Raw genomic sequence first — 25727 nt, 5'->3', positions numbered from 1 at the left:
TCTTTAAACTCTATTTCCGATTATTTATTTCCTCTTTCATACTTTCCACAAATCCATTTAGTTCAACAACTTCTGATTTTTCTTCCCCATATTTACGTACATTTATAGCTCCGTTCTCCATTTCCTTATCCCCAATAACAAGAACATAAGGAACCTTTTGCATTTGTGCTTCTCTTATTTTATATCCTAATTTTTCTTCTCGCATATCTCGTTCCACACGAACACCAGCTTGTGCTAATTTGTCTGCAACTACTTCTGCATACTGCACGTGCACTGCATTTGAAACTGGAATGACTTTCACTTGAACTGGTGCCACCCATGCCGGGAACGCACCTCCAAAGTGCTCAATTAATATTGCTAAGAAACGATCTAAGGATCCTAATACTGCCCTGTGAATAACAACTGGTCTTCTCTTTTCATTCTTCTCATCTATATAATTTAAGTCAAACTTTTCTGGCATTTGAAAATCTAGCTGAATTGTTCCGCACTGATGACTTCTATTTAAAGCATCTTTAATGTGGAAGTCAATTTTCGGTCCATAGAATGCACCGTCACCTTCATTTAGTCTATATTTACAATTCAATGAATGTAATACATTTGCTAACGCCGCTTCTGCTTGTTCCCACAACTTATCATCACCCATTGAATCTTCTGGACGAGTAGAAAGCTCTACTTCATATTCGAATCCAAAAGTTTTATAAACGTAATCAATTTGCGCCATTACGGATTTAATTTCATCTTCAATTTGTTCTGGTGTTACAAATAAATGAGCATCATCTTGGCAGAAAGTACGTACTCTTAATAATCCATTTAATGCCCCGCTAAATTCATGTCGGTGTACTTGACCGAACTCACACATACGAATTGGCAATTCGCGATAAGAGTGTAATTTATTTTTGAACATTAACATATGTCCTGGGCAGTTCATCGGTTTTAATGCGAAGCTTTTATTATCCACTTCAGAGAAATACATATTGTCTTTGTAATGTCCCCAGTGTCCGGATTTCTCCCATAACTCTTGGTTCATCATAAACGGAGTACGTACTTCTTGATACTTATATTCTTTTTGAATTTCTCTTAAAAATGCTTCTAATTCATTTCGGATAATCTGTCCTTTCGGTAAATAAAATGGCATTCCAGGAGCCTCTTCAGAAAACATAAATAACTCCAGCTCACTACCTAATTTGCGATGATTTCTTTTTGCTGCTTCTTCAACGAAATGTAAATACTCTTCTAATTCTTTTTGAGAAGAGAATGCAACGCCATATATACGCTGAAGCACTTGATTGTTACTATCTCCTCGCCAATATGCACCTGAAACGTGAGTTAATTGGAAGGCTTTCAAATAGCCTGTTGACGATAAATGTGGTCCTCTACATAGATCTACAAATTCACCTTGCTTATATAGTGTTACACTTTCCCCACTAGGAATTGCCTCTAACAATTCTAATTTCAGATGATCATTCATTTCTTGAAACAATTTTTTTGCCTCTTCTCGTGAAACTTCAACTCGCTCTATTTTTATATTTTCATTTACAATTTTTTTCATTTCTTTTTCGATTTTCGGTAAATCTTCTACATTTACACTACTCGGAAGATCCATATCATAATAAAAACCATTTTCAATCACAGGCCCTACTCCAAGTTTTATATCACCATACAATCTTTTTACAGCTTGCGCTAAAATATGTGCCGCAGAGTGTCTTGCAATTTCTACCCCTTCATTTGAATCTATAGCAATGATTTCTATTTCCGCATTTCCTTCAATATTTCGGCGTAAATCATATAACTGATCATTTACTTTCCCTGCGACTGCTTTCTTTTTTAAACTACTGCTAATGGATCCAGCGATTTCTTCTAAAGTAATTCCTTTTACAAATTCTTTAACGCTACCATCTGGAAATTTAATTTCAATCATCTGTTCTTTCATTTTTCATCTCTCCATTTCATAATAAAAAGCACACTCATTCCTAAAATAGGGACGAGCGTGCTTTTACCCGTGGTTCCACCCAGATTCCCATTGTAAAATATACAATGGCTTCTTTTACGGTAACGTCGTTTACACGGCACTAGATACTTCATTTCCCCAGTGCAGCTCTAAGGTGGTAAGTTATTTTTCTGCGTTAGGAAGTTCTCAGCTTTCCTTCCTTCTCTGTATAACCGGGTAAAATAACTCGTGTCCTTTTCTTCGCTTATTATGAAATTGAATGCAAAAAAAGCATATTCATCCCTAAAATAGGGACGAATATGCTTATATCCGTGGTTCCACCCAGATTCCCATCACAAAATTGCAATGGCTTCTTTTGCGATAACGTCGCTTACACGGCACTAGATACTTCATTTCCCTAGTGCAGCTCTAAGGTGGTAAGTTATTTTTCTGCGTTAGGAAGTTCTCAGCTTTCCTTCCTTCTCTGTATAACCGGGTAAAATAACTCGTGTCCTTTTCTTTGCTTTTATGAGTACATCCATTAATTGTTATTTACTATATCTTATTCATTTTATTTTTGCAAGTGTTTAAAAAAGATTTTTTATTTAATAAAAAAAGAAACCAAAACTAAATTTTTGGTTTCCTCTTCTCATTTTTACCAATCTTGTGGTTCGTAATTTAAGTCTGAAAATAGACGGCGTTTCTCTTTCTTTGTTAAATCTCTCCACTGTCCAACGGGTAAATTATTCAATTCAATATTCATAATTCTCGTACGTTTTAACGTATATACTTGATAACCTAAAGCTTCACACATACGGCGAATTTGGCGATTTAGCCCTTGAGTTAAAATAATTTTGAACTCATATTTTGATAACTGTGTGATCTCACAAGGAAGTGTTTTCGTTCCTAAAATCTTCACACCAGCTGCCATTTTTTCTAAGAAATCAGGTGTAATTGGCTTATCTACTGAAACGATATATTCTTTCTCATGTTTGTTTTCAGCACGTAAAATTTCATTAACGATATCACCATCATTCGTTAACAAAATTAAACCGTCTGAGTCTTTATCAAGACGTCCAATGTGACTAATTCGTAATGGATGATTCACTAAATCGATAATATTACCTTTTACTGATTTTTCACTTGTACATGTAATACCTACTGGTTTATTTAAAGCAATATATACGTGATCTCGAGCAATACGAAGTTGCTCTCCGTTTACGCGTACATCATCACCTGGATTTACTTGGTCACCAATTTTTGCAACCTTACCGTTAATAATTACTCTTCTCTCATTAATTAATTTATCTGCTCCACGTCGAGACGCTTTTCCAGCTTCACTAATAAATTTATTGATACGCAAATTAGGCACATCCTTTTCTAAACAAAAATTCAAGCTCACACTACGTCTACCGTACAATACATAAGGGTAAGCCTTCTATTATAACTTAAATATATTAACATGAAAGGGTATATAACGTCTTCTATTAATTACTCGTTTATAAGAAAATATCTTTATTATACATTCATTTATGCACGTTTTGTACACTTAATATACAAGCCACTCCTCCTTACATATAGCTTGTTTACCTCTTATATCTTTTAAATCATCATGAATATTAGCTAGTTTATACAACTCAGGGAATATCTCTTCTACATAATTTTGATGCGCCATTTCATCTTTCCAATAAGTTAACACGATGTACCGGTTTACATTTTTTAATGACTTTCCAACTACCCCACCTAATATCCCTTTTGCATTCTCCATTCCTTTATTCCAAATTGTTTCTTGCTTATGTAAAAACTGCTGTTCCTTTTCTGACTTTACATCACATATAGCAACTCTTACGAATGAACCTTCTGTAACAACATCTTTTAAAGGCATATCAGTTATATCATACAAAGTTTGAAACAGGTCAATTTCACATGAAAGAAACGTATCCTCTTGATTACTATTCACATAAATGATATCGTGAGCACCATTCATAAATGATTGATATGCACTTCTATCTTCCCATAAAGTAAATACACATGCCTCATCTTCATTCCATCCACCAAATTGTCCATGAAATCCATCTAGATGCTGTATATCTTGCCATTTTTCTTGTGCTTTTGAAAATAACTCTTTTTTCTCTTCTTCCACTTCACAGTAAATTGTTTTTAGTAACATTTTTAATTCCCCCTTAGGATATAATTTACCTTCCACTTACAACTTTTAGTTTACATAATATTTTTATGATCACTTCATTGCTTTTTATCAACATATAGAACTTATCATATTTATCACTACATCTATCAAACCATCTATCTGATTTTATTTCAAATAATTCAGAATCAAAAGAAAAGATGTAATCCTTAACGAATTACATCTTTATCTTATCTCCCATATTCACCTTTTTCTCAAATAAATAATACGTTAGTTCTCCCGGATAATGTATTACAGTTACATTCCTCTCCCCTTTTTTAAAAGTAACAGTATGCCCATTTTCCCCTAAGTTCTCCCATCCACTCGCCTTTGTAATTGGCATTACACTTATATATTTATAATCCTCTTCCTTATTATTGCTAATATGTATTGCTGACATTGGTACTGGAAAATCTTTAATTTTAGATTCTTTGTCCAGATATATGAGTGCAAATAAGCCAACTAATAACATCGCCATTGAAATATTTGAAACTAGTTTTCTTCTATTCATTTTCACTGAAAATCCTCTTTTCTCACATATAACTTTCATGATTATACTAACTTTAATTATTTTTGTATAGAAAATATATAATTTAAATCATTTCTAACCTATTTTCTCTACTTTAAACAGCATTATTGTTATATATTATAATTATAAGTTTTTTAATTTTGGAGGCGTTACATATTGCAGAAATTATTTTTTACTAAATGGACAGTTGTTATTTCTATTTTCATCATTTTCGGTACAATTTTCTACGTTACTAATGTTAAAAATAACAACGAAAAAGCAACTGTAGAAACAACTGATACAAAAACATTCAAAACTAAATTGCAACCTAAAATTAATGAATTAACTAATAATTATAATGACATCATCGATAAAGATTGGTTACCTGCCTGGAAAGAAATTAATACGAGCGGAAATTCAGTAGATAGAGATAAACTATTCGTTACAATGAGTGCTGTTTCCAAACAATATGAAAACATTATGAATGAAATAGACACTTTAAAAATTAAAGAAGATATATCAGAAGTACAAATACAAGAACAACTAGTTTATTTCACAACTGAATTTAAGGCTGCTTCTAAATTTATGAAAAACGCGGCAGATTTAATTATAGACGGAGCCAAAAACTCTACTCTAAACAGTGCAACAATTGAAAATACTAAACATGCTTTAGGCCTTGCGGATCAACATATTGTCATTGCTTTATCTACTTTAACTGAAATTGAGGAGAAATTAGGACTTGCAAAAAGATAAAGTGAAACTTNNATTTTGAGGTGGGGGTCTTACTGCCCATTAAAGCGGGATAAAACTGTTTACTATTTTAAAATAAAAAAAGATTGCAATTCATATTTTGTCTGTCTATAATATTTTTATTGATTTACAATCAATGTTTTTATAAATTTTATAATTCGGATGAACCATTCAGGAGAAGATCGACTGATCTACCGACGGGGCAAAAAGTTGTTAAACCAACTTTGAAACTCTCAGGTCTTGGTTACAAGTAGAACTGCATGGGGACGAATCTCTGGAGAGACTCCCTCTCGCTTTATATAGCGCGGAGGAAAACGAGCACCGAAGGAGCAAATCCGCTACTATAGCGGATAATCTCTCAGGTAAAAGGACAGAGACAAGCGAAAGAAAATGCCGATTTGTATCGGTTTATTTTTCTATCCCTTGTTTCTCCAGAGACCATTTCATTTACTTGAAGTGGTTTTTATTTTTTCTAAAAAAGGAGAATACAGATGGAGACAGTAAGTAAAGTATTAGAACAAATCAATCACTATGTGTGGGGGTTACCAACATTGTTGTTACTCGTTGGTACTGGTATCATTCTCACAGTGCGTTTAAAAGGTTTACAGTTTAGTAAACTATTATACGCTCACAAACTAGCTTTTAAAAAATCAGAAGATACATCTTCCTCTGGAGATATTAGCCACTTCCAAGCACTTATGACAGCTATGGCGGCAACGATTGGAATGGGAAATATAGCCGGTGTTGCAACTGCTGTGACGATTGGTGGACCCGGTGCAATCTTTTGGATGTGGATTACTGCTTTATTCGGGATGGCAACAAAATATGCCGAAGCAATTCTTGCAGTGAAATACCGAGTTAGTAATGAAAATGGTGAATATTCAGGTGGGCCAATGTATTATTTAGAACGTGGTTTAGGCAAGAAATGGCTTGCTGTTTTATTCGCTATATTCGGCACAACTGCTTCTTTCGGTATCGGTAATATGGTGCAATCTAACTCAGTTGCAGAGGCGATGCGAATTAATTTCTCTTTCCCTCCTGCTTTAACTGGTATAGTAATGTCATTTTTAATCGCAATTGTTATTTTAGGCGGTGTAAAAAAAATCGGGAAAGTGACAGGATATGTCGTTCCAATTAAAGCTTTCTTTTATATCATTGCTGGTCTTATTATTATTTTCTATCACTACGATCAAATTCCAGAAGCGTTTTCACTTATTTTTTCTGGTGCATTTAATGGTACTGCAGCTGCTGGTGGTTTTATCGGTGCAACAGTTGCATCAGCTATTCAAATTGGAATGGCGCGCGGCGTATTTGCGAACGAAGCTGGTTTAGGGAGTGCCCCTATTGCCGCGGCGGCTGCAAAAACTGATTCCCCTGCAAAGCAAGCTTTGGTTTCAATGACTGGTACTTTTCTAGATACGTTTATTGTATGTACAATTACAGGGCTAGTATTAATTACTACAGGCGCATGGAAGTCAGGAAAAACTGGTGTTGAAGCTACAACATTAGCATTCCAATCTGTATTCGGTACTGCTGGTAGTATGATTCTTGGTATCGCTATTATATTATTCGCCTACTCTACTATTTTAGGCTGGTCGTATTATGGAGAAAAATGCGTGGCTTATTTATTCGGAGAAAGTACTGTTAAATATTATAAAGCAATCTTTATCGTCATGATTGCTATTGGTGCGAATTTAAAACTAGGCATCGTATGGACATTTGCTGATATTGCAAATGGACTTATGGCGATTCCAAACTTAATTGGACTTATTGGATTAAGTGGTATTGTAGTAGCTGAAACAAATCACTTTTTACAAGCAGAGAAATTGAAAGAAAATAATAAAAAACAGGCAAGTTAATCTATGAAAAAAGGAATGACTCATATATGATGAGCATTCCTTTTTTCATCCCCTCTTTTACTTAATTACTGTCATTAAAAATATATTTATATCAATGTCTACTCCTTTTTATTCCTCTAAAAGTTTTTTACATAAATGACATAAATCGTATGGTCTAACTATATAGTTGAAAAGGAATGCGACATTAAAGTGTCGCTGAAAAACTTATCCAAGAAAAGGGAGGAAAAATCTTTTGAAAAACAAAATCATTGTTTTCCTATCCGTTTTATCATTCATTATCGGTGGTTTCTTTTTTAACACAAATACTTCAAGTGCTGAAACATCATCTACTGATTACGTCCCTAACCAATTAATCGTTAAGTTTAAGCAAAATGCATCTTTAAGTAATGTCCAATCTTTTCATAAATCTGTTGGTGCTAACGTTTTATCTAAAGATGATAAATTAGGTTTTGAAGTCATTCAATTTTCAAAAGGTACTGTTAAAGAAAAAATAAAAAGTTATAAAAATAATCCAGATGTGGAATATGCAGAACCAAATTATTACGTTCACGCCTTTTGGACTCCAAACGACCCATATTTTAAAAATCAATATGGATTGCAAAAGATTCAAGCTCCACAAGCTTGGGATAGTCAACGAAGTGATCCTGGTGTAAAAGTAGCTATTATTGATACAGGAGTTCAAGGTTCACACCCTGATTTAGCTTCTAAAGTAATCAACGGGCATGATTATGTTGACAACGACAATACATCAGATGATGGTAATGGTCATGGTACGCATTGCGCTGGGATTACTGGAGCACTTACGAATAATAGTGTTGGAATTGCTGGTGTTGCCCCACAAACCTCAATTTATGCTGTCCGCGTATTAGATAATCAAGGAAGTGGGACTCTTGATGCTGTAGCGCAAGGTATTAGGGAAGCTGCTGATTCAGGTGCAAAAGTAATTAGTTTAAGCTTAGGTGCTCCAAATGGTGGGACTGCTTTACAACAAGCTGTTCAATATGCATGGAATAAAGGCTCTGTCATTGTTGCTGCTGCTGGAAATGCTGGAAATACAAAAGCTAATTACCCTGCTTATTACAGCGAAGTGATTGCGGTTGCTTCTACAGATCAGTCTGATAGAAAATCTTCATTTTCTACTTATGGTAGCTGGGTAGATGTTGCAGCACCAGGTTCAAATATATATTCCACATATAAAGGAAGCACATATCAATCATTAAGTGGGACATCTATGGCAACACCTCACGTTGCAGGAGTCGCTGCTCTTTTAGCAAATCAAGGATATAGCAATACACAAATCCGCCAAATTATTGAATCAACGTCTGATAAAATTAGTGGTACAGGTACGTACTGGAAAAACGGTAGAGTCAATGCATTTAAGGCTGTACAATACGCTAAGCAATTACAAGAAAATAAAGCCTCTTAAGAAATAAGATAAAACTTAAATCAGTCTTTTTACCATTAAAGTGGGATAAAATAGAAGGAGAGACTTTTTCAATTAAAGTCTCTCCTTCTTACAAACTATATTACTCCCTCTCTTTCTGCCCCATATGTAAATACAGTACAAAATCCGTCATTGTCGATGAATGACCAAGTTGACGGATCATCGCTGTTATATTTCCTCTATGATATGTACCATGATTTACGACATGTTGTACTAACTCTAAAATTGAAGTTTCTAATTTTCCTGCATATGGATTCTCGATAACAAATACAGCATTCACATCTTGAATTGTAATTAAAAAGTCTTTATATTGATTTGCCATATTTTCAAACATTTTTTCTAATTCATGTAACGATTTAGTTTCGATTTGTTTTCGTAAATTTTCTCGGTCTTGTATTGCTTCATTCATACTTTTACCATGCAATATGTGTAACCACACTTGATCTGTAATATAAATATGCGCGAAAGTATCCTTGATTGATGGGAATACGCTCTGTATCTGTTCAGTAAAAATCGTCTCATAGTTTGGTAATTCTTTTAGTCGCTCGAATAATCGTATATTAGCCCAAGCATGGTAATCCACCTGTTTTAACATGTACTCTTTCAATCAAAATCGCCCCCCTATTGTATAAAATGAATGGTTTGTTTCTTCATTTCTGATTCTCTATCAGCCTTTACAATTCCTTTTTCTTCAATTTCACGTTTATTTATAGTTTTATATTTTACATACGTATAAAATTCAGTTTGAAATGGAAACGGTGTAATCCGAATTGTTTCCTCATCTACCCATTCAGCTTGAAGAGGTTTCCCTTCTTTACTATTAAACATTTCTGTTCCTTCAAAACCATCTTTAAACAAATCAATTTCATTTTCCTTTTCTACACCAGGTTTATTCATACATACATATAAAGAAAGTTCATCGCAAAATTTTAATAACCTATAATGTTTATCGAATATCGCAAATTGTTCTCTTGTTAGCGTTGTCAATATTCTTTTTTGTCGTTCCAATTCCCCTGTATAAAATGACATCATCTCTTCATCTTCCTCATTTAAAGGAAATGATAAAAAATGTTTACTACAAAGTAATGCTCCGTATGGGTTTGACCCTTCAATTTCATTCAAACCAATCTTATAAAAAACAAAGCGTAATGAGCTAGGACAATCCATAAATGTATACGGGATATTTTTAGCATCATTCAAAATTGGTACTTTATCAAGCTCTATCCACCCTCTATCATGCTCATATATTGCATCAATTGTCTCTTTTAAATATGTGTCATCTTCAAAAAAATCTTTTTTTATATATTTGGCAATCTCTCCAGCTAAAAAACCATGATCATGTTGACGAATTAATATACTTTCTTTCTCATTCTTTTCACGAAAAATCATCCGTATACTCCCCCTCATCTTAATATTGCAGCTTTTTCTATGCGTCAATTCTTAATTAATCCCTAAATATTAGCAGGGATTCAGTTTCTTGCAACGAAATTAACATAACTATATAGCATTCTTTCTAACAATATAAATAGCTTTATGTTTACTATCTATTATACTAAATCATTCATTCTAAAAAATTTTTTTATGAGGTGAAAACATGAACAAAACAGAATTAATTAAAACTGTAGCACAATCAGCTGATATTTCTCAAAAGGATGCTTCTGCAGCTGTACAATCTGTATTTGACACAATTGCTACTGCATTACAGTCTGGCGATAAAGTTCAATTAATCGGCTTTGGAACTTTTGAAGTGCGTGAAAGATCTGCTCGTACAGGGCGTAACCCGCAAACTGGCGAAGAAATTCAAATCGCTGCTGGTAAAGTTCCTGCATTTAAAGCAGGTAAAGAGTTAAAAGAAGCTGTGAAATAAACAAGAAACCAGCCATTTTATAGGCTGGTTTCTTGTTTATTTCAGTAATTCCTTTATATTCTCAGCATGATATACTTCACATATATAAAATATACATTTACAGTTGCTTACAATTTGAGATTTTCTAGTTGGATACACATTCGCTGTAACAGAGCAGCCATCAAACAATTCAATAATATTTCCAGCTGGCTGATATCCTTCATATAATACGTTCCTTCTTACTTCCATCTTTTCTATAAGTTTTTCAACAGGAATATTTCCACTCTCTAACTCACACTTTATTGTATGTGGTAAAAACGAGGTATCCGCAAAAATGAGATTTTCGGATAATACTTTTCCTTTATAGCTAACATTGGATACACGGTAAAGAAATGTTCCGTTTTTAGCAAAGAAATTCTTTACTTCTTTCGGGATGTACTGTCTATCAATTACCTCTTGTTCGAGAACATCAAACTGAACTGTATCATTCAAAAGCTTTTCTAAAGCATGAATAGATGATGTATCTCCAGAAAATAAAATATTTTTAATTGCTTGTACATTATAAGTGAATTCATTCGTTCTATTTTCCGCTACTAACATGAGGAACACCTCTTCTATAAGATATTTTATTAAACTTCTTTATAATTTAAAAGCGATACTGCGTCTAACTGTGTGATTTCAGTTACTTCTTTACTAAATATTGCAATAGAAGCCAAATAATCTTCACTCGGTCTTATATCTTCCATCATTGTAGATTCTACTACCCCGTGTCTATCCTTAAAAACTAACAAGCTTGGAGGATCATTTGGAGCTGATACAGTAATATCCACTGGTGCAATCATTAGTCCTTCACCTGTTGCTTTGAGCACTGCTTCTTTTCGAGTCCAATATGTTAGAAAACCTTCTATTTTCTGTTCATTAGGTAATTTCATAATTTGCGCTATTTCAAAGTCCGTTAATACACCCTCTGCCATTTTCATAACATCTACATTTGGATTCATTTGTTCAATATCAACGCCTACAGGTGCAGATTTCGTAAATGCAACAACAACCCACTCACCCGAATGTGAAACCGATATTTGCGGCATACCTTCTGGTAATTGTGGTCTACCATGTTGTAACTTACATACTGGGCACATTCGATCAATAGGTACTTGGACTGGCGACATAGAAAGTATCTTTCCAAGAACTAATCTACTAATTACACAACCTATTATAAATCGTGCACGATCTACCGAATGATGATATGAATTTGCTTTCTCTCGTTCAACTTCATTTAGTAAATTGTAATGCCATGATTGTAAATCTGAAATTCTTGCCCACCATATTTGACAATCATTCTCATTAAGAGTTGGTATAGAATCTACAACTTTACTTTCTATCATGTAAACTCTCCCCTTCTTAGTAGGAATATCACTTCATTTCAAAAAATATTATCATGCTATAACTTATTCGTTTACAACTTCTTTCTCTTTTTGTAATACGGGTAACGGCTTTTTCTTCTTATTTGACATTACTTCTTTATCAGAAATACGTAAAGAAAATAGTAATGCGACGAGTAAAAATATTGCAGATCCAATTAATGCAGCTTGATATGGTATGAAATCTGACTGTGTATAATTCTGTATTTCATTACTTCCAAATCCAGATAATATGCTAGCTAAAACAGCAACTCCTAATGCAGATCCTAATCGATTTTGCACATTAAATATAGTCGTTGCTCTCCCCATAGAAGGTGGCGCTATATTGTTAAATGCAGAAAATTGAACTGCTCCAACAGACTGGCCTAAGAAAATACCTATGCCAAACAATAATGCCCGTATTTGCCATGGATTCGTATCGTGATTTACAAAACTTAATAAAACAAAGATAATCGCCGTACAAATTAACCCAATAGAAATTATTTTACGAGCTCCTAATTTCTTATATGACCATGGTACAATCTGTGAAGAAATCATTAACCCAATCGCCTCTGGGAATGTCGTAAGACCTGATTCCAATGCGGAAACTCCTATTACATTTTGATACATAAGTGGAAAAACAAATAACATTCCTAATAAACCAGCGGATGAAAACAATGAAATAAGACTCATCTTTCTAAAAACAGGTTCTTTTAATAAGCGTAAATCTAACATCGGTTGCTTTACTCTAAGTTCAACAATGATAAACAATGTAATGAATACACCCCCGGCTATTCCAGTACTTATAATTTCTGGGGAAACCCATCCTTTTGATGGTCCTTGACTGAGCGCATAGATTAGCATCGAAAATCCTGGGGCTGAAAGAATAAAACCGAGAGAATCAAAGCGACCAGCTGATTTTTCAATGTGCTCTTTTAAAAATAGTAGACCGAATAGCAATGCTATGATTCCGAACGGTACATTAATATAAAATGCCCAGCGCCAAGACATTTGGTCTACAAAGAAACCGCCAATAATTGGTCCTACTGCCGGTGCGACAGCAATTGGTAACACAATAAACCGTGAAATTTTCGGCCTTTCCTCTGGTGAAAATGTTCGGAATAACATCGCCATCCCAACTGGTGTTAAAAGCCCCCCTCCAGCACCTTGCATGATGCGAAAAAGATTCAATGAAGTAATATCATTCGCTATTCCACATAATGCAGACGCAGTTGTAAATACGAAAAGAGCGGTTAGAAATACTCTTTTCGTACCGAAGCGATCTCCTAACCAACCAGAAATCGGAAGGAATACAGCTAAGCTAACTAAATACCCAACATTAACAGTCCCCATTGCAGATGGAGGTACTTGTAATTCTTTACTTATTGTTTGGAGTGCTACATTCACAATTGTTGCATCCATCGCAGCCATAAACATCGCTGTTATATATACGATGCTTACAACTACTTTTGGATTTATTTTTGCCTTCATTATCGTTTTCCTACTAATATTTTTTCGCCAACTTCATTACTTTTTGGATTCAAATCTTCCCAGTTATTTTCAACATATTGTAAACAATCATTTCTACTAGCCTCTTCATGTACAACATTCCAACCAATAGGTACATCAAGAAAGACAGGCCAGAGAGAATACTGGCCCTCCTCATTTTTTAATACTCTATATGTGTAATTATCATTTTCAAATGGATTCGTCATACTGTACTTACCCCTTTCTTATCCTGCAAATATTTCGCTAATACTTGTCCAATTTCTGTAAGTGGTCCTGGTTGACATAAATCTTTATGTCTACAATCAATATCGTATTGCACAATTTGCCCATCTAAATAATTTAGCCACGTATTTGGAGAAATAGGATCAAACCAGTCTGGTATAACAGTAGATCTAAAGAATAAAATATCTCCGTTATAAACTTTCGGTACATATTTCCCTAACAATCCTACTGAATTTACATATGTTTCTTTCAAGTTCAAAATCGTCTCTTCTTCAAGACTTGCTAATGCACTTCCATCTTTACGAAGTATTTCTACCGCACTTTCCATCGTAAGTGGTTTACCATCCATGTTATCTGGATCGTATCCCCCTAAAGCAAGTAATGCGATTAATGCTTCTTCTTCAGTAGGTGCTTCCGTATTCGGTAAAAAGTGACCAGGATAAGAATCTAGCATAACGAGTAAGTCTACTTCTTCCCCTTCATTTTGCAGTTGCGCCGCCATTGCATGCACAACATTTCCTCCAAGTGACCAACCGAGTAAACGATATGGTCCGTGAGGCTGTACTTCACGAACGTGTTTTAAATAATCCGCTGCCATTTCCTCTAAACTTTTTGGAAGTTCTTCATTTTTAGCGATACCACGTGCTTGGACACCGTAGATTGGATAATTTGTTCCTAAAGATTTCATAAGCCCTGCATAGCACCAACTTAATCCACCTGCTGGGTGTACACAAAATAGTGGCAATTGGTCTCCGCTTACTCGTAATGGAAGCAACACATCGAGTGCACTTTGTCCATTTCCCACTTCAAGTCTTTCAGCAAGACCTGCAACAGTAGGTGCTGCAAATAAAGTTCCGATATTTAATTCGACCCCAAGTGCTTCTTTAATACGGCTCATAAGCTGCACTGCAAGAAGTGAATGGCCACCTAGATCAAAGAATCCGTCATCAATTCCAATTTGCGGCACACTTAAAACTTCTGTAAACAAGTCACATAACATTTCTTCTTGCGGTGTTCTTGGCCCACGACTAGAAGATGATGCGATAAATTCTGGAGCCGGCAATGCCTTTCTATCTAATTTACCGTTTGGAGTTAAAGACAACTCATTTACTGCTACAAAAGCGTATGGAACCATATAATCTGGTAAACTACCTCCAGCAAATTGGCGCATTTCATTCGTATCAATCATTTCATTATTTGATGCGACGATATAAGAAACTAATCGTTTATCCCCTGGTTGATCTTCCCGTACAATAACGGCTACTTGCTCAACTTTAGGGTGTTTCATTATGACCGCTTCTATTTCCCCTAATTCAATTCGGAATCCGCGAATTTTTATTTGATGATCTGCGCGTCCTATATAATCTAGCGTTCCATCTTGACGCCAACGTGCTAAGTCTCCAGTACGATACATTCTTGTACCTGGCTTGCCAAATGGATCTGCAATAAAACGTTCTGCAGTTAAACCTGCTCTTCCTAAATATCCACGAGCAAGCCCGGCACCTGCAACATACATTTCTCCAACTACTCCTGGTGGCACAGGTTGTAAATAGTTGTCTAACACATACACTTTAAGATCAGGTATACTACACCCAATTAAACTATTCGCTCGTAAAGAGACGATTGTTTCATCTAACTCAATATAACTAACATGTACAGTCGTCTCCGTAATTCCATACATATTAATAAGTTTTGGTGCGTTATGAGAATGTCGACTATACCAATCTTCTAATCGACTTAGCTCAAGTGCCTCTCCTCCAAAAACAACATATCGTAAAGATAATTTTTGACCAATTTCTTCATTTTCACGATCTGCTTGCATGAATTGATAGAACGCTGATGGAGTTTGGTTTAAAACAGTTACCTTTTCTTTAACAAGAAGTTGTAAAAATTCTTTCGGCGAGCGACTTATACTATGTGGCACCACGACTAGACGTCCTCCATATAATAAAGGCCCCCAAATTTCCCAAACCGAGAAATCAAAAGCGTATGAATGGAACATCGTCCACACATCGTCTGCGTCAAATTGGAACCAATGATCAGTTGCTCCTAAAAGTCTTACTACGTTTTGATGAGGTATCATAACGCCTTTCGGTCTACCTGTTGAACCTGATGTATAAATAACGTAAGCAATATGTGATGGCGTTAATGGCTTTACGCGCTCCATTTCATCAATATTGTCTTCGCTATATTTCTCAATTTCTTCTCTTACTTTTACATCATCAACTAAAATTTTCAGTTCCTCATCACATTCAACTTCCACATCTGAATTTATTAAAACACATGATGGTTTCGCATCGTGGAGCATAAATGAAATACGATCAGACGGGTAATCTGGATCCAATGGAAGATAACCTGCTCCTGCTTTAAGAACCGCAAGTAAGTTCACAACCATATTTAAAGATCTCGGCATTGCTAAAGCAACGAGTTGATCGGGACCAATTCCTTTTGCTATTAGCAAACGAGCTATTTTATTCGCTTTTTTATTTAACTCTTCATAAGTTAACTTTTCATCTTCAAAGACGACAGCAATAGAATTTGGATTTATATGAGCTTGCTTTTCAAATAATTGTGATAATGTCATTTCTGGTACAATTTGAAAACCACCATTCCACTTTTCTAACACTGTATTTTTCTCTGCTAACGTTAATATTTCTAATCTACCAATTGATTGATCAGGATTCACTGCTGCATCATCTAATAATAGAATGTATCGTTCTATTAATTTTTGTACCGTTTCACGTTTATATAAATCAGTACTAAACTCTAACAATCCGTGTAAGCCGTTCGGAGTACCATCAACTCCGTTACTCTCGCTAATTTCAAATGTTAAATCAAATTTCGCAGAGCCAACGCTTTGAATTTCAAGGCTCGCTTCTATATCCGGAGCATCAAAGGTTGCTTCTGGTGTATTTTGGAAAGCAAACATAACTTGAAACAGCGGATGACTATTTCGAGTACGTACTGGATTTAATACTTCAACAAGTCGTTCAAATGGTACATCTTGATTTTCATAAGCTGCAAGATTTGTTTGCTTCACTCTATTTAATAATTCTTTAAAGCTTGGATCTCCTGATGTATTTGTACGTAACACTAATGTATTTACAAATAAACCGACTATGTCAGAGAGAGCATCATCGTTTCTTCCAGCAATCGGACTACCGATTGGTATATCGGTACCTGCACCTAATCTTGTAAATAGCACACTTAGTCCTGCTTGCAATACCATAAACAAACTAACTCCATTTTTCCGTGCAAGCTCTACTAACCTACTATGCATACCTGCATCTATATGAAAATGAATTGTTTCTCCGCGGTAACTCGTTTCAACTGGACGCTGATAATCTGTAGGTAACTCCATTTTGTCCGGTAAACCTTCTAACTCCTTCTTCCAAAAATCTAATTGTGTTGAAATGAGACTTTCTGGTGTAGTTTCATCACCAAGTAATTGCTGTTGCCAAAGTGCATAATCTGCGTATTGAACTGGAAGTGTTTCCAGCTGTACGCTGTCACCTTGACATCGTGCTTTATATGCCGTTGTAAAGTCTCTCGTTAACGGTTGTAATGACCAGCCATCCCCTACAATATGGTGCAATAGAATTAGCAATACATGTTCGTTTTCATTCACTGTAAATAGTTGCAAACGAACTGCTGGCTCAACATCAAGGTTAAAGCTATATCTTACCGCTTCTGCAAGCACACTTTCTAATTCCTCTTTACATATTTTTGTTTTAATCATTTCTAGATTTAAATCTCCTATATCTAAAATTTTCTGATAGGAACTACCTAATACGTTAGGGAAAATTGTTCTCAGTGTTTCATGTTTCTCGACTACATCATAAAAGGCACCTTGTAATGCTTCCTCATTCAACTTTCCAGACAAACGAATGACTAACGGAATATTATAAGTAGGACTTGGACCTTCTAAACAATGTAAGAACCATAACCTACGCTGTGCAAATGAAAGTGGAACTTCACTTGGTCTACTTACTTTCTTAATAGTTGGTCTAGCATTTTTTGCTTGATCCAATTGCTTCACTAGTTCAGCAACAGTTGGCGATTCAAATAGTTTTCCAATTCCTAATTCAACACTTAACGTTTCACGAATTCTTGCCATTAAACGCGATGCAAGAAGCGAATGGCCACCCATTTCAAAGAAATTATCGTCTATGCTAATACGAGAAACACCAAGTACTTCTGCAAATAAATCACATAATATTTCTTCTTTCGGATTTCTAGCAACTCTCTCATTGTTCATGCCATTAAAATCAGGCGCAGGTAATTTCTTTCTATCAACCTTTCCATTTGGTGTTAATGGTAATTCTTCTAGCAACACAAGTGCTGATGGTACCATATAATTCGCTAAACTTTCTGAAACATAAGAACGAATTTCTGAAAGATGAATCGTTTCCTTCTCTTCGGCAACGATATACGCGATGATTCGTTTATCATTTGGGCGGTCTTCTCGTACCATTACTACTGCTTGCTTAATATTTTCATGGCGTTGTAATACCATTTCAATTTCAGCTAATTCAATTCGGAAACCACGAATTTTAATTTGATGATCTGCACGGCTCACATATTCTAGCACACCATCATTGCGCCATTTTACAAGATCACCAGTACGGTACATGCGCTCTCCTCGCTCTCCATAAGGATTTGCAACAAACCGTTCAGCCGTTAACTCTGGTTGTCCTAAATATCCACTTGCAAGTCCTTCCCCTGCAATATATAATTCACCAATAACTCCAGGTGGAACTGGTTGTAACCCTGCATCTAGTACATACACGTCTGTACTCCAAATTGGCTTTCCGATAGGAGGTATACCACTTTCCCTTTCATCGATGTTCATAACAGTAGACCAAATAGTCGTTTCAGTTGGTCCATACAAGTTTGTAATAGTGCAACCTAATTCTTTTAATGTATTTGCTAAATGGGCTGGAAGAGCTTCGCCACCAATGAGCACATTTAGTCCTTGTAGCCTCTCTGGATATTCCGTTACTAACGCCTGCCAGAGCGTCGGTGTAGCTTGCATAATTGTCACTCTTTCTTCTTGTAACAATGCCGTTAACGCCGAAGGCTCTTGAATTACCTCTTTTTGAGCAATTGTTATACTTGCCCCACTAATAAGCGGTAAATAAATTTCTAAAGCTGAAATATCAAACGCAAATGTTGTAACTGCTAATAAATGATCGTTTTCATGTAATGAAAACATATCATCCATGGCCAATAAAAAGTTACTTAAAGCTTTCATAGGAACAATTACACCTTTTGGATTGCCGGTTGAGCCTGAAGTGTAAATTGTATAAGCTGGGTTTAAAAGTGACTCATCGTTTCTAAATGGTAGATTCATATGAGAATATGCTCTTAACGCTAGTTCTGTTTCTTCGCGATCTAATTCGATCTTTTTCATATCATTTTCTATAACTAAAGTTGATGTAACAGATGAATGCGTTATAATACAAGCTGGTTTTGCATCATTTACTATATAATTGATTCGTTCGGCTGGATATTCTGGATCTATTGGTAAATACGCTGCACCAGCCTTTAAAACTGCTAGCATACTGACTACCATTTCCGTTGATCTTGGAAATACTAAAGCTACAAACTGATTTGATCCTATTCCTTGCTCTACTAAATAGTGCGCCAGTTTATTTGCTCGTTCATTTAGCTCATTATACGTAAGGTCTACCCCGTTACAAATAACCGCTATTTTATTTGGGTGTTTTTGTACTTGTTTTTCAAATAATATAGGTAGAGAGATTAACTTATCAGCTTCCTTAGTTTCATTCCATTCCAATAAAACTTTATGATTTTCTTCAGGAAGAGTAATGTTTATGCTTCCAATCGACGCGTCTTTTTGATATGTACTTATCATTAATTCTAATACATTCATAAATCTCTCTTTATGCAGCGTTAGTTCCGTGCCATTATATACTTCCGGATTCGCATCAAAATGAATCATTAGCTCAGTTTCATCGAAACGTTTATAAACATTTATTGATAAATCATCGACAGGTCCGGCTGACAAATTATGTGTAATACCATGATTCCCAGCAAAGTTAAGCCCATAATCAAAAGGCATCACATTCACTAACGGCCCGAATAACCTTTGATTTTCGCCTAGTAACTTTAAATCTCTCCTTAATTCTTCATGACGATATTTATGATGACGACGTACGTCTCGGATTTCTTTAGAAACTTGCTGTAATAATTCTGCAAGAGTGATATTTGGAGTTACAGTGAGACGAAGTGGTACTAAATTCATTACCATGCTCGGTGTATAAATAGATGCTGAACCGAGACGCCCCATCATCGGTAAACCTAAAACAATATCATTTGCACCTGTTAATTTATGCATATATATACTTGTTACAGCGACAAGAAATTCTGGCCAACTTGTTAAAGAAACATTAATATCTTCTAGTAAAGTTTTCGTGCTAGAACTGGATAAATAAGCTGTTTCTCGTAAAAATCCATTGGAGGTTCTCGGCGCTCTTTCTGCTAAACTTACAACTTCTGGTTCATCTGCAAACTTCTCTAACCAAAAGATACGATCTTCCTGGAATTGTTTAGATTCACGATACTCTATATCTTCTTGTACAATTTTCGCAAGAGAACCAAATGACTTCTCTTTCTTATTTGTTTCTTCTATAAGTGTTGTATACTCTTTCGCTACCTTTTGGCTTAGAATTGAAAATCCATAGCCATCCATCACAATGTGATGGATGCGCTGATACCAAAAGAAACGGTTATTTTCAACTTGAATAAGTGCTTCAGTAAATAATGTATCTGTTTTCAAATCGACTGGCATAGATAAATCATTTTCCATCCATATTTTAGCAGCCTCTTCAGGATTTTCTTCTTTACGAACGTCAATAAAATGCATATGAAACTGTAATTCCTCAATAACTTGCCATGGACCAATTTCATCCTCTTCGAAGCGAACATGCAGTGCTTCTGCTTCCATTACAACTTTACGTACTGCTAATTCAAAAATTTCTTGATTCATATTTCCATGTATTTCTACATATTCCCCGGTATTATAAATCGGATTAAGCGGATCTAATTGTTGCGCAAACCACATACCAGTCTGCGCAGATGATAACGAATGACGAACCTTTTGACTATTAGGCATTCTTTACTACCCCTTTATTATGTAGTCTATATTAAAGTACACGTTCTGTTTGCGGAGATAATAAGCGGTACCAATCCACAATGGTTGGGTTCTCTGCTAAATCCGCAAAAGTGATTTCTTTCCCTTCGCGACGCCACTTCTCTACTAAACTCATAATTCTGACCGAATCAAGTCCTCTATTTAATAAATCTTCATCCGTCTCAACACTCTCTACCGGTTCGCGAAGTAATTGTGCAACTAGTTCATGTACTTCCTGTAAAGTGATTCCTTTACTCTCATCACCTTTTGCACTTTGTAAATCTTTTAACAGTAAGTTAGTTGATGTCGTTACTGCACATCTATTAGATGCATACGCTAACGCTTGTTTATGATGCTCTAGTGAAAAATCAGCAACTGCATCTGCTACAAAGAACGGCTCTATACCATCCATAAACGCTTCACAAGCTGTTAATAGGCAGCCAATATGCGCATAAATACCGCAAATAATAAGTTGATCTCTTCCCTGTTCATGTAAAATTTCTAATAAATTTGTCTTTTTAAATGCACTATATCTCCATTTTGTTAAGAATATATCATCCTCATTAGGAGAAAGTTCATCGACAATCTTCTTTTTATCTGGTCCAGCAGGAATACCGTCACCCCAGAAGTCTTGTAATAATCCTCGTTGTTCTAGTGTTTGTCCACCTGGTTGTGCTGTATAAACAACTGGTATACCAAGTTCCTTACATTTTTCTCTTATTACCTTAATATTTGAAATGAGTTCTACTTTTGGCGATTCTTTATCGCTATATGCATCAAGAAAATATTCTTGCATGTCATGGATTAAAAGAACCGCACGTTTTGGATCTGGCGTCCAGTTCACTTTATTTTTTGGTAGTTCGGATTCAACTGGCATTTTGTATACTGAAATAGATGGGATAGCCATCTAATCACTTCCTTCCAATTTTTATATTTTTATCGTTTTACCGTAATAAGTTTCTCAGCAATGACTTTACGTAACTCTTTTTTGCTTACCTTTCCAACACCTGTTTGCGGAAATGCTTCAATAAATTCAATCCGATCTGGAATCTTATAAGCTGCTATACCGCGTTCTCTTAAAAACATTTTTAATTCACTTACAGTCGGAGCTTGTCCGCGAGCTATTACAAATGCACAAGTGCGTTCTCCTAAATAGTCATCAGGCATCGATACAATTGCTACATCATGCACTGCATCATGTGCTAATAAATGATTTTCCACTTCTTCCGCAGCAACTTTCTCACCACCACGGTTAATTTGATCTTTATCTCTTCCTTCTACTATGATGTAACCTTGTTCATTTACTTTTACAAGATCACCTGTGCGATAAAATCCATCCTTTGTAAATGATCGTGCATTATGCTCTTCTGCTTTATAATAACCACGAATTGTATATGGCCCTCGCGTTAATAAACTACCTACCTCCCCAGGTTTTACATCGTTGTCATTCTCATCAACAACCCTTACTTCATCCAATGTAGACATCGGTCTACCTTGCGTATGAATAATAATTTCTTCAGGATCATTTAATCTTGTGTAATTTACTAAACCTTCTGCCATACCGAATACTTGCTGTAACGTACATCCAAATGTAGGGCGTATACGTTTTGCAACCTCAGCGCTAAATTTCGCACCACCTACTTGAATCACTTCTAGGCTCGATAAATCATTATTACGAGAAGATGCAGCATCAAGCCATATCATTGCTAATGGTGGTACGAGAGCAGTAATCGTAACTTTTTCTTTTTCAATAAGTGCAAACGCCTCATCTGGACTACCTCCAGTTGCCAGCACAACTTTTCCACCCGCATAGAAAGTTCCAAATGTTCCAGGAGAACTCATCGGGTAATTATGCGCTACTGGAAGAACTGCCATATAGACGCTCTCTGTATTCAAATTACAAATTTCAGCACTAACACGTAAACTATAAATATAATCATCATGTGTTCGAGGAATTAATTTAGAAAGTCCCGTTGTCCCTCCTGATAATTGGAGAAACGCAACATCACTTGGCTGAACGTCTGGTAATGGAACGGAATCTATATATAGATCATTTATGTTTAGAAACTCTTCTTCTTCTTCTCCCACTACAATTACATGTTGTAAAGTTGGCACTTTCTCTTTCACTTCTCTTGCTAGTTTTCGATAATCAAAACCGAGAGCTTTATCTGAAATAACGTAAGCACTCGCCTCACCAAACTCACAAAAATAACTAATTTCACTGCTTCGATGTGAAGGTAATGCAAAAACAGGAAGTGCCCCAATTCGAAATAGCGCAAAACATACTTCGAAAAACTCAATAACGTTAGGTAGCTGGATTACAACTCGATCCTCTTGCTTTATTCCTAAATTCAGTAAACCTGAAGCTAAGCGATCTACTTTTTTATCAAGCTCACTATACGTAATATGCGTATTACCACTTACAATTGCAATTTGATCGCCATATTTTTCAGCCCGCTCTCTTAACATCCCGCCAAATGTTTCACCAAGCCAACACTCTTCTTCTCGATAACGATCAGCAAATTCTTTTGGCCACTTTGTATAACCTGTTAACATTCTTTCTTCCCCCTATTTTTCATTCAGTGAATTATCACTTAACCCTAGAGCCTTCAGCATTGTTTGGAACTTAGCTGATGTTTCTGCTAACTCATCTTCTGGTTTTGATTCAGCAACAACTCCCGCTCCTGCAAATAATCGGAGTGTATTTTCTTGCACTTCAGCACAGCGTATTGTAACAATCCATTCACCGTCTCCATTTAAATCGCTCCAACCTAGCATGCCTGTAAAGAATTCACGGTCAAATGGCTCAATTTTTTGAATCGCCTCTCTCGCTTCTTCCATCGGCGTTCCGCAAACTGCTGGCGTAGGGTGAAGAGCAATTGCTAATTCCAAAGAAGTAGTATTCGGATCCTTTAGTTCACCTTTCACTTCAGTAGATAAATGCCACATCGCTTCACTATGAATAACGGATGGCTTTTCCGGAACATGTAATGTATGACAGTACGGACGAAGCGCGGCAGCAACTGCTTCTACTACTACCGCATGTTCATGTAAATCTTTTGGAGAAGAAAGTAATTCCTCTGCTCTTCTTTTATCTTCAACTGGATCCTCACTACGTGGCCTTGAACCAGCTAACGGATTAGAAATAACTTGCATACCATTACGTGAAACGAGTAACTCAGGACTTGCTCCAATTAACGTCTTCCTATTCTCCTTTTCATCTTTCGGTAAATTCACAGCAAATGTATAACCGTGCTTATTATGCTCTGCTAATTCTCGAAGAAGTTTTTGCTTATCAACCTTTTCAAAAGATTTAACATCTAACGATCTAGATAGAACGATTTTCTTTAAATCCCCGTCCTGTATTTTTTTAATCCCTTGCTTCACACCATTTATATACACTTCAGGTTCTGGTACAGGTATCATTTCACATGTTAAGTTCTCATTTATTTCAAGCTTATTTGTTGTATCTAATTGTAAACGTCCAGATATTCTGCTATATTCTGGGATGATAAGTTGAACTTCTTTTCTACGATCAAATGGCAAAGCACCGACAACGATAGGATTCGAATTTCCTGCTTGTTTTGCATTACGTAATTCTGCTTGCACAAACTCTGGGAAACTTTCAATTTCACAATGCTTTACTGTAGTAAACTCTCCTTCTGTCAATATTGTTCGCGTTGGTGAAGCGAAAAAGAATGAAGATTCAGTCTTATAATCTTCTAGTAATTTTTCTGACAGTTCCTTTACAGCCGTAAATTCATTCATAGCATAGTAACCCCCTGAATTTTTTATTAAACGCCTAATGTAGCTCCGCCATCGACACATAAATTATGCATTGTAATATGACTCGCTTTATCTGAAGCTAAAAACAATACCGCTTCAGCAATTTCTGAAGGCTGTGCAATTTTTTGTAACGGTATACCGAGTCTATATGTACTTTGAGTACCTGCTATTATATTTTTTGCGCCATTCTCATCAGCCCATAGTAACCTTTGCATTTCAGTTTCAGTTGAACCTGGAGAAACTAAGTTACAACGAATGTTGTACGCTGCAAGTTCTAATCCTAAACACTTCATAAACATCGTCGTTGCAGCTTTTGATGCAGCATACGCAGCCATCTCCATTCTCGGAGTATTTGCTGCATTTGAACCAACTGTAACAATTGCCCCTGACTTTCTTTGCATCATATATTTACTGACTGCTCGGGACATATAGAAAACGCCTGTAGAATTTACAGAGAATGTTTTATTCCAATCTTCATCACTTAAAGAGTGGATCGCTCCCATACGTAAAATCCCTGCAACATTCACTAATATATCTATCGGTGCTATTTCATTTTCAATATCATTTACCATCTGTTCAACTGCGGTACTATCACTCACATCTAAGCAAAACGTTTTCATATATATTTCATTTAAGAGTTCGTTTAATCCCTCTTCATTTTGATCAACCGCAATAACTGTAGCTCCTCTTTCTAAAAACATTTTGGCAACAACACTACCTATACCTTGGGCTGCACCTGTTACTAAAACCGTTTTTCCATCAAATTCCCCTAAGTTCATTTTCTCTATCCTTTCATTTGAAAATTAATCTAATCAAACAAAATAATGATAATGATTATCATTATCGATGTAAAAAATAATACACTTACTAAACTAATTGGTCAAGTGTACTTTTCAACAAAATACTATTCATTGATAATATTTTTCATTTAATATCGTTACACCGAAATGATAATCTTTCTCAATGAACTTGTCAACCTATTTTTATTTTTCAGATAAAATATTTTCGTACTTCTCCATGCAATTACATCTAAGAGCATTACTAAATACTTACATGAAAAATTTAATTCATACTCCTCTTTTTAAAATTGAAGAAGATTAACTGTAGATGCCTTCGTGTATAAAGTGAAACTTTA

At 35.6% G+C, this 25727-nt stretch carries 19 protein-coding genes, 1 riboswitch and 2 other annotated features; of the genes, 4 read left to right on the top strand and 15 right to left on the bottom strand.

Annotated features, from left to right (window positions below; translation table 11 throughout):
• Positions 1 to 10: 10 nt before the first annotated feature.
• The 4 genes from thrS to COL05_RS30045 all read right to left on the bottom strand — a co-directional run bounded on the left by thrS (position 11) and on the right by COL05_RS30045 (position 4665).
• The gene (thrS, locus tag COL05_RS30060) at positions 11 to 1930 is read right to left on the bottom strand and encodes a threonine--tRNA ligase (protein ID WP_098671278.1); all 1920 of its coding nucleotides are present in this window, start codon (positions 1928 to 1930) and stop codon (positions 11 to 13) included.
• A gap of 44 nt (positions 1931 to 1974) precedes the next feature.
• Positions 1975 to 2198: a binding site (T-box leader), on the bottom strand.
• A 36-nt stretch (positions 2199 to 2234) separates the two neighbouring features.
• Positions 2235 to 2457: a binding site (T-box leader), on the bottom strand.
• Between the two features lie 125 nt (positions 2458 to 2582).
• Positions 2583 to 3290, bottom strand: coding sequence for a 23S rRNA pseudouridine(2604) synthase RluF (gene rluF / locus COL05_RS30055; RefSeq protein ID WP_001222169.1), 708 nt, complete (start codon positions 3288 to 3290; stop codon positions 2583 to 2585).
• A 186-nt stretch (positions 3291 to 3476) separates the two neighbouring features.
• A complete protein-coding gene (locus COL05_RS30050; protein ID WP_098671277.1) occupies positions 3477 to 4097 on the bottom strand; it encodes a YdbC family protein in 621 nt (206 codons plus the stop codon).
• Positions 4098 to 4290: 193 nt separating this feature from the next.
• Positions 4291 to 4665, bottom strand: coding sequence for a hypothetical protein (locus tag COL05_RS30045; protein ID WP_142337730.1), 375 nt, complete (start codon positions 4663 to 4665; stop codon positions 4291 to 4293).
• Positions 4666 to 4797: 132 nt separating this feature from the next.
• Here COL05_RS30045 and COL05_RS30040 point away from each other — a divergent pair, with 132 nt between their 5' ends.
• The 3 genes from COL05_RS30040 (at position 4798) to COL05_RS30030 (ending at position 8655) form a co-directional block, all read left to right on the top strand.
• On the top strand, positions 4798 to 5373 hold the full coding sequence (locus COL05_RS30040) for a hypothetical protein (RefSeq protein WP_098671275.1): 576 nt from the start codon (positions 4798 to 4800) through the stop codon (positions 5371 to 5373).
• 261 nt (positions 5374 to 5634) lie between these two features.
• A riboswitch (glycine riboswitch) is annotated at positions 5635 to 5754 on the top strand.
• 107 nt (positions 5755 to 5861) lie between these two features.
• Positions 5862 to 7229 (top strand): alanine/glycine:cation symporter family protein, encoded by a 1368-nt coding sequence (locus COL05_RS30035; RefSeq protein ID WP_098671274.1) that lies wholly within the window; start codon positions 5862 to 5864, stop codon positions 7227 to 7229.
• Positions 7230 to 7461: 232 nt separating this feature from the next.
• Positions 7462 to 8655 carry a S8 family peptidase gene (locus tag COL05_RS30030; protein ID WP_098671273.1) on the top strand — a complete coding sequence of 398 codons (1194 nt, stop codon included), beginning with the start codon at positions 7462 to 7464 and terminating at the stop codon, positions 8653 to 8655.
• Between the two features lie 100 nt (positions 8656 to 8755).
• On the opposite strand, the gene COL05_RS30025 is transcribed toward COL05_RS30030, so the two are convergent.
• Both COL05_RS30025 and COL05_RS30020 read right to left on the bottom strand, forming a co-directional pair.
• Positions 8756 to 9280, bottom strand: a complete 525-nt coding sequence (locus COL05_RS30025) for a DinB family protein (RefSeq protein ID WP_098671272.1) — start codon at positions 9278 to 9280, stop codon at positions 8756 to 8758.
• A 14-nt stretch (positions 9281 to 9294) separates the two neighbouring features.
• A complete protein-coding gene (locus COL05_RS30020; protein WP_098671271.1) occupies positions 9295 to 10062 on the bottom strand; it encodes a DUF3891 family protein in 768 nt (255 codons plus the stop codon).
• Positions 10063 to 10267: 205 nt separating this feature from the next.
• Here COL05_RS30020 and COL05_RS30015 point away from each other — a divergent pair, with 205 nt between their 5' ends.
• On the top strand, positions 10268 to 10540 hold the full coding sequence (locus COL05_RS30015; protein ID WP_098671270.1) for an HU family DNA-binding protein: 273 nt from the start codon (positions 10268 to 10270) through the stop codon (positions 10538 to 10540).
• Between the two features lie 36 nt (positions 10541 to 10576).
• On the opposite strand, the gene COL05_RS30010 is transcribed toward COL05_RS30015, so the two are convergent.
• From COL05_RS30010 to dhbA, 9 genes are all read right to left on the bottom strand, one after another.
• Positions 10577 to 11119, bottom strand: coding sequence for a cold-shock protein (locus COL05_RS30010; RefSeq protein ID WP_098671269.1), 543 nt, complete (start codon positions 11117 to 11119; stop codon positions 10577 to 10579).
• 29 nt (positions 11120 to 11148) lie between these two features.
• Entirely contained in the window at positions 11149 to 11904 is a 756-nt protein-coding gene (gene sfp, locus COL05_RS30005) for a 4'-phosphopantetheinyl transferase Sfp (RefSeq protein WP_098671268.1), read from the bottom strand.
• Between the two features lie 63 nt (positions 11905 to 11967).
• Complete coding sequence (locus tag COL05_RS30000) at positions 11968 to 13410, bottom strand: MDR family MFS transporter (RefSeq protein ID WP_098671267.1); 1443 nt, start codon at positions 13408 to 13410, stop codon at positions 11968 to 11970.
• Positions 13410 to 13634: an MbtH family protein gene (locus COL05_RS29995; RefSeq protein WP_098671266.1), complete on the bottom strand. Its 225-nt coding sequence runs from the start codon at positions 13632 to 13634 to the stop codon at positions 13410 to 13412. The genes COL05_RS30000 and COL05_RS29995 overlap by 1 nt, the downstream gene beginning before the upstream one ends.
• Complete coding sequence (locus COL05_RS29990; RefSeq protein ID WP_098671265.1) at positions 13631 to 20788, bottom strand: amino acid adenylation domain-containing protein; 7158 nt, start codon at positions 20786 to 20788, stop codon at positions 13631 to 13633. The genes COL05_RS29995 and COL05_RS29990 overlap by 4 nt, the downstream gene beginning before the upstream one ends.
• 31 nt (positions 20789 to 20819) lie before the next feature.
• Positions 20820 to 21713 (bottom strand): isochorismatase family protein, encoded by an 894-nt coding sequence (locus COL05_RS29985; RefSeq protein WP_098671264.1) that lies wholly within the window; start codon positions 21711 to 21713, stop codon positions 20820 to 20822.
• Between the two features lie 29 nt (positions 21714 to 21742).
• A complete protein-coding gene (locus COL05_RS29980; protein ID WP_098671263.1) occupies positions 21743 to 23362 on the bottom strand; it encodes a (2,3-dihydroxybenzoyl)adenylate synthase in 1620 nt (539 codons plus the stop codon).
• A 12-nt stretch (positions 23363 to 23374) separates the two neighbouring features.
• Positions 23375 to 24574: an isochorismate synthase DhbC gene (gene dhbC, locus COL05_RS29975; RefSeq protein WP_098671262.1), complete on the bottom strand. Its 1200-nt coding sequence runs from the start codon at positions 24572 to 24574 to the stop codon at positions 23375 to 23377.
• A gap of 26 nt (positions 24575 to 24600) precedes the next feature.
• Positions 24601 to 25371 (bottom strand): 2,3-dihydro-2,3-dihydroxybenzoate dehydrogenase, encoded by a 771-nt coding sequence (gene dhbA, locus COL05_RS29970; RefSeq protein WP_098671261.1) that lies wholly within the window; start codon positions 25369 to 25371, stop codon positions 24601 to 24603.
• Positions 25372 to 25727 lie beyond the last annotated feature (356 nt).

This window comes from Bacillus sp. AFS059628, assembly GCF_002571225.1.
Lineage (GTDB): Bacteria > Bacillota > Bacilli > Bacillales > Bacillaceae_G > Bacillus_A.
This window is presented reverse-complemented; position numbering and strand designations above follow the sequence as displayed.

Excerpts from the sequence above, each read along its gene's own strand:
- thrS (WP_098671278.1), bottom strand. The coding sequence starts at position 1,930 with ATGAAAGAACAGATGATTGAAATTAAATTTCCAGATGGTAGCGTTAAA.
- COL05_RS30050 (WP_098671277.1), bottom strand. The coding sequence starts at position 4,097 with ATGTTACTAAAAACAATTTACTGTGAAGTGGAAGAAGAGAAAAAAGAG.
- COL05_RS30035 (WP_098671274.1), top strand. The coding sequence starts at position 5,862 with ATGGAGACAGTAAGTAAAGTATTAGAACAAATCAATCACTATGTGTGG.
- COL05_RS30020 (WP_098671271.1), bottom strand. The coding sequence starts at position 10,062 with ATGATTTTTCGTGAAAAGAATGAGAAAGAAAGTATATTAATTCGTCAA.
- COL05_RS30015 (WP_098671270.1), top strand. The coding sequence starts at position 10,268 with ATGAACAAAACAGAATTAATTAAAACTGTAGCACAATCAGCTGATATT.
- COL05_RS30010 (WP_098671269.1), bottom strand. The coding sequence starts at position 11,119 with ATGTTAGTAGCGGAAAATAGAACGAATGAATTCACTTATAATGTACAA.
- sfp (WP_098671268.1), bottom strand. The coding sequence starts at position 11,904 with ATGATAGAAAGTAAAGTTGTAGATTCTATACCAACTCTTAATGAGAAT.
- COL05_RS30000 (WP_098671267.1), bottom strand. The coding sequence starts at position 13,410 with ATGAAGGCAAAAATAAATCCAAAAGTAGTTGTAAGCATCGTATATATA.
- COL05_RS29995 (WP_098671266.1), bottom strand. The coding sequence starts at position 13,634 with ATGACGAATCCATTTGAAAATGATAATTACACATATAGAGTATTAAAA.
- COL05_RS29990 (WP_098671265.1), bottom strand. The coding sequence starts at position 20,788 with ATGCCTAATAGTCAAAAGGTTCGTCATTCGTTATCATCTGCGCAGACT.
- COL05_RS29985 (WP_098671264.1), bottom strand. The coding sequence starts at position 21,713 with ATGGCTATCCCATCTATTTCAGTATACAAAATGCCAGTTGAATCCGAA.
- COL05_RS29980 (WP_098671263.1), bottom strand. The coding sequence starts at position 23,362 with ATGTTAACAGGTTATACAAAGTGGCCAAAAGAATTTGCTGATCGTTAT.
- dhbC (WP_098671262.1), bottom strand. The coding sequence starts at position 24,574 with ATGAATGAATTTACGGCTGTAAAGGAACTGTCAGAAAAATTACTAGAA.
- dhbA (WP_098671261.1), bottom strand. The coding sequence starts at position 25,371 with ATGAACTTAGGGGAATTTGATGGAAAAACGGTTTTAGTAACAGGTGCA.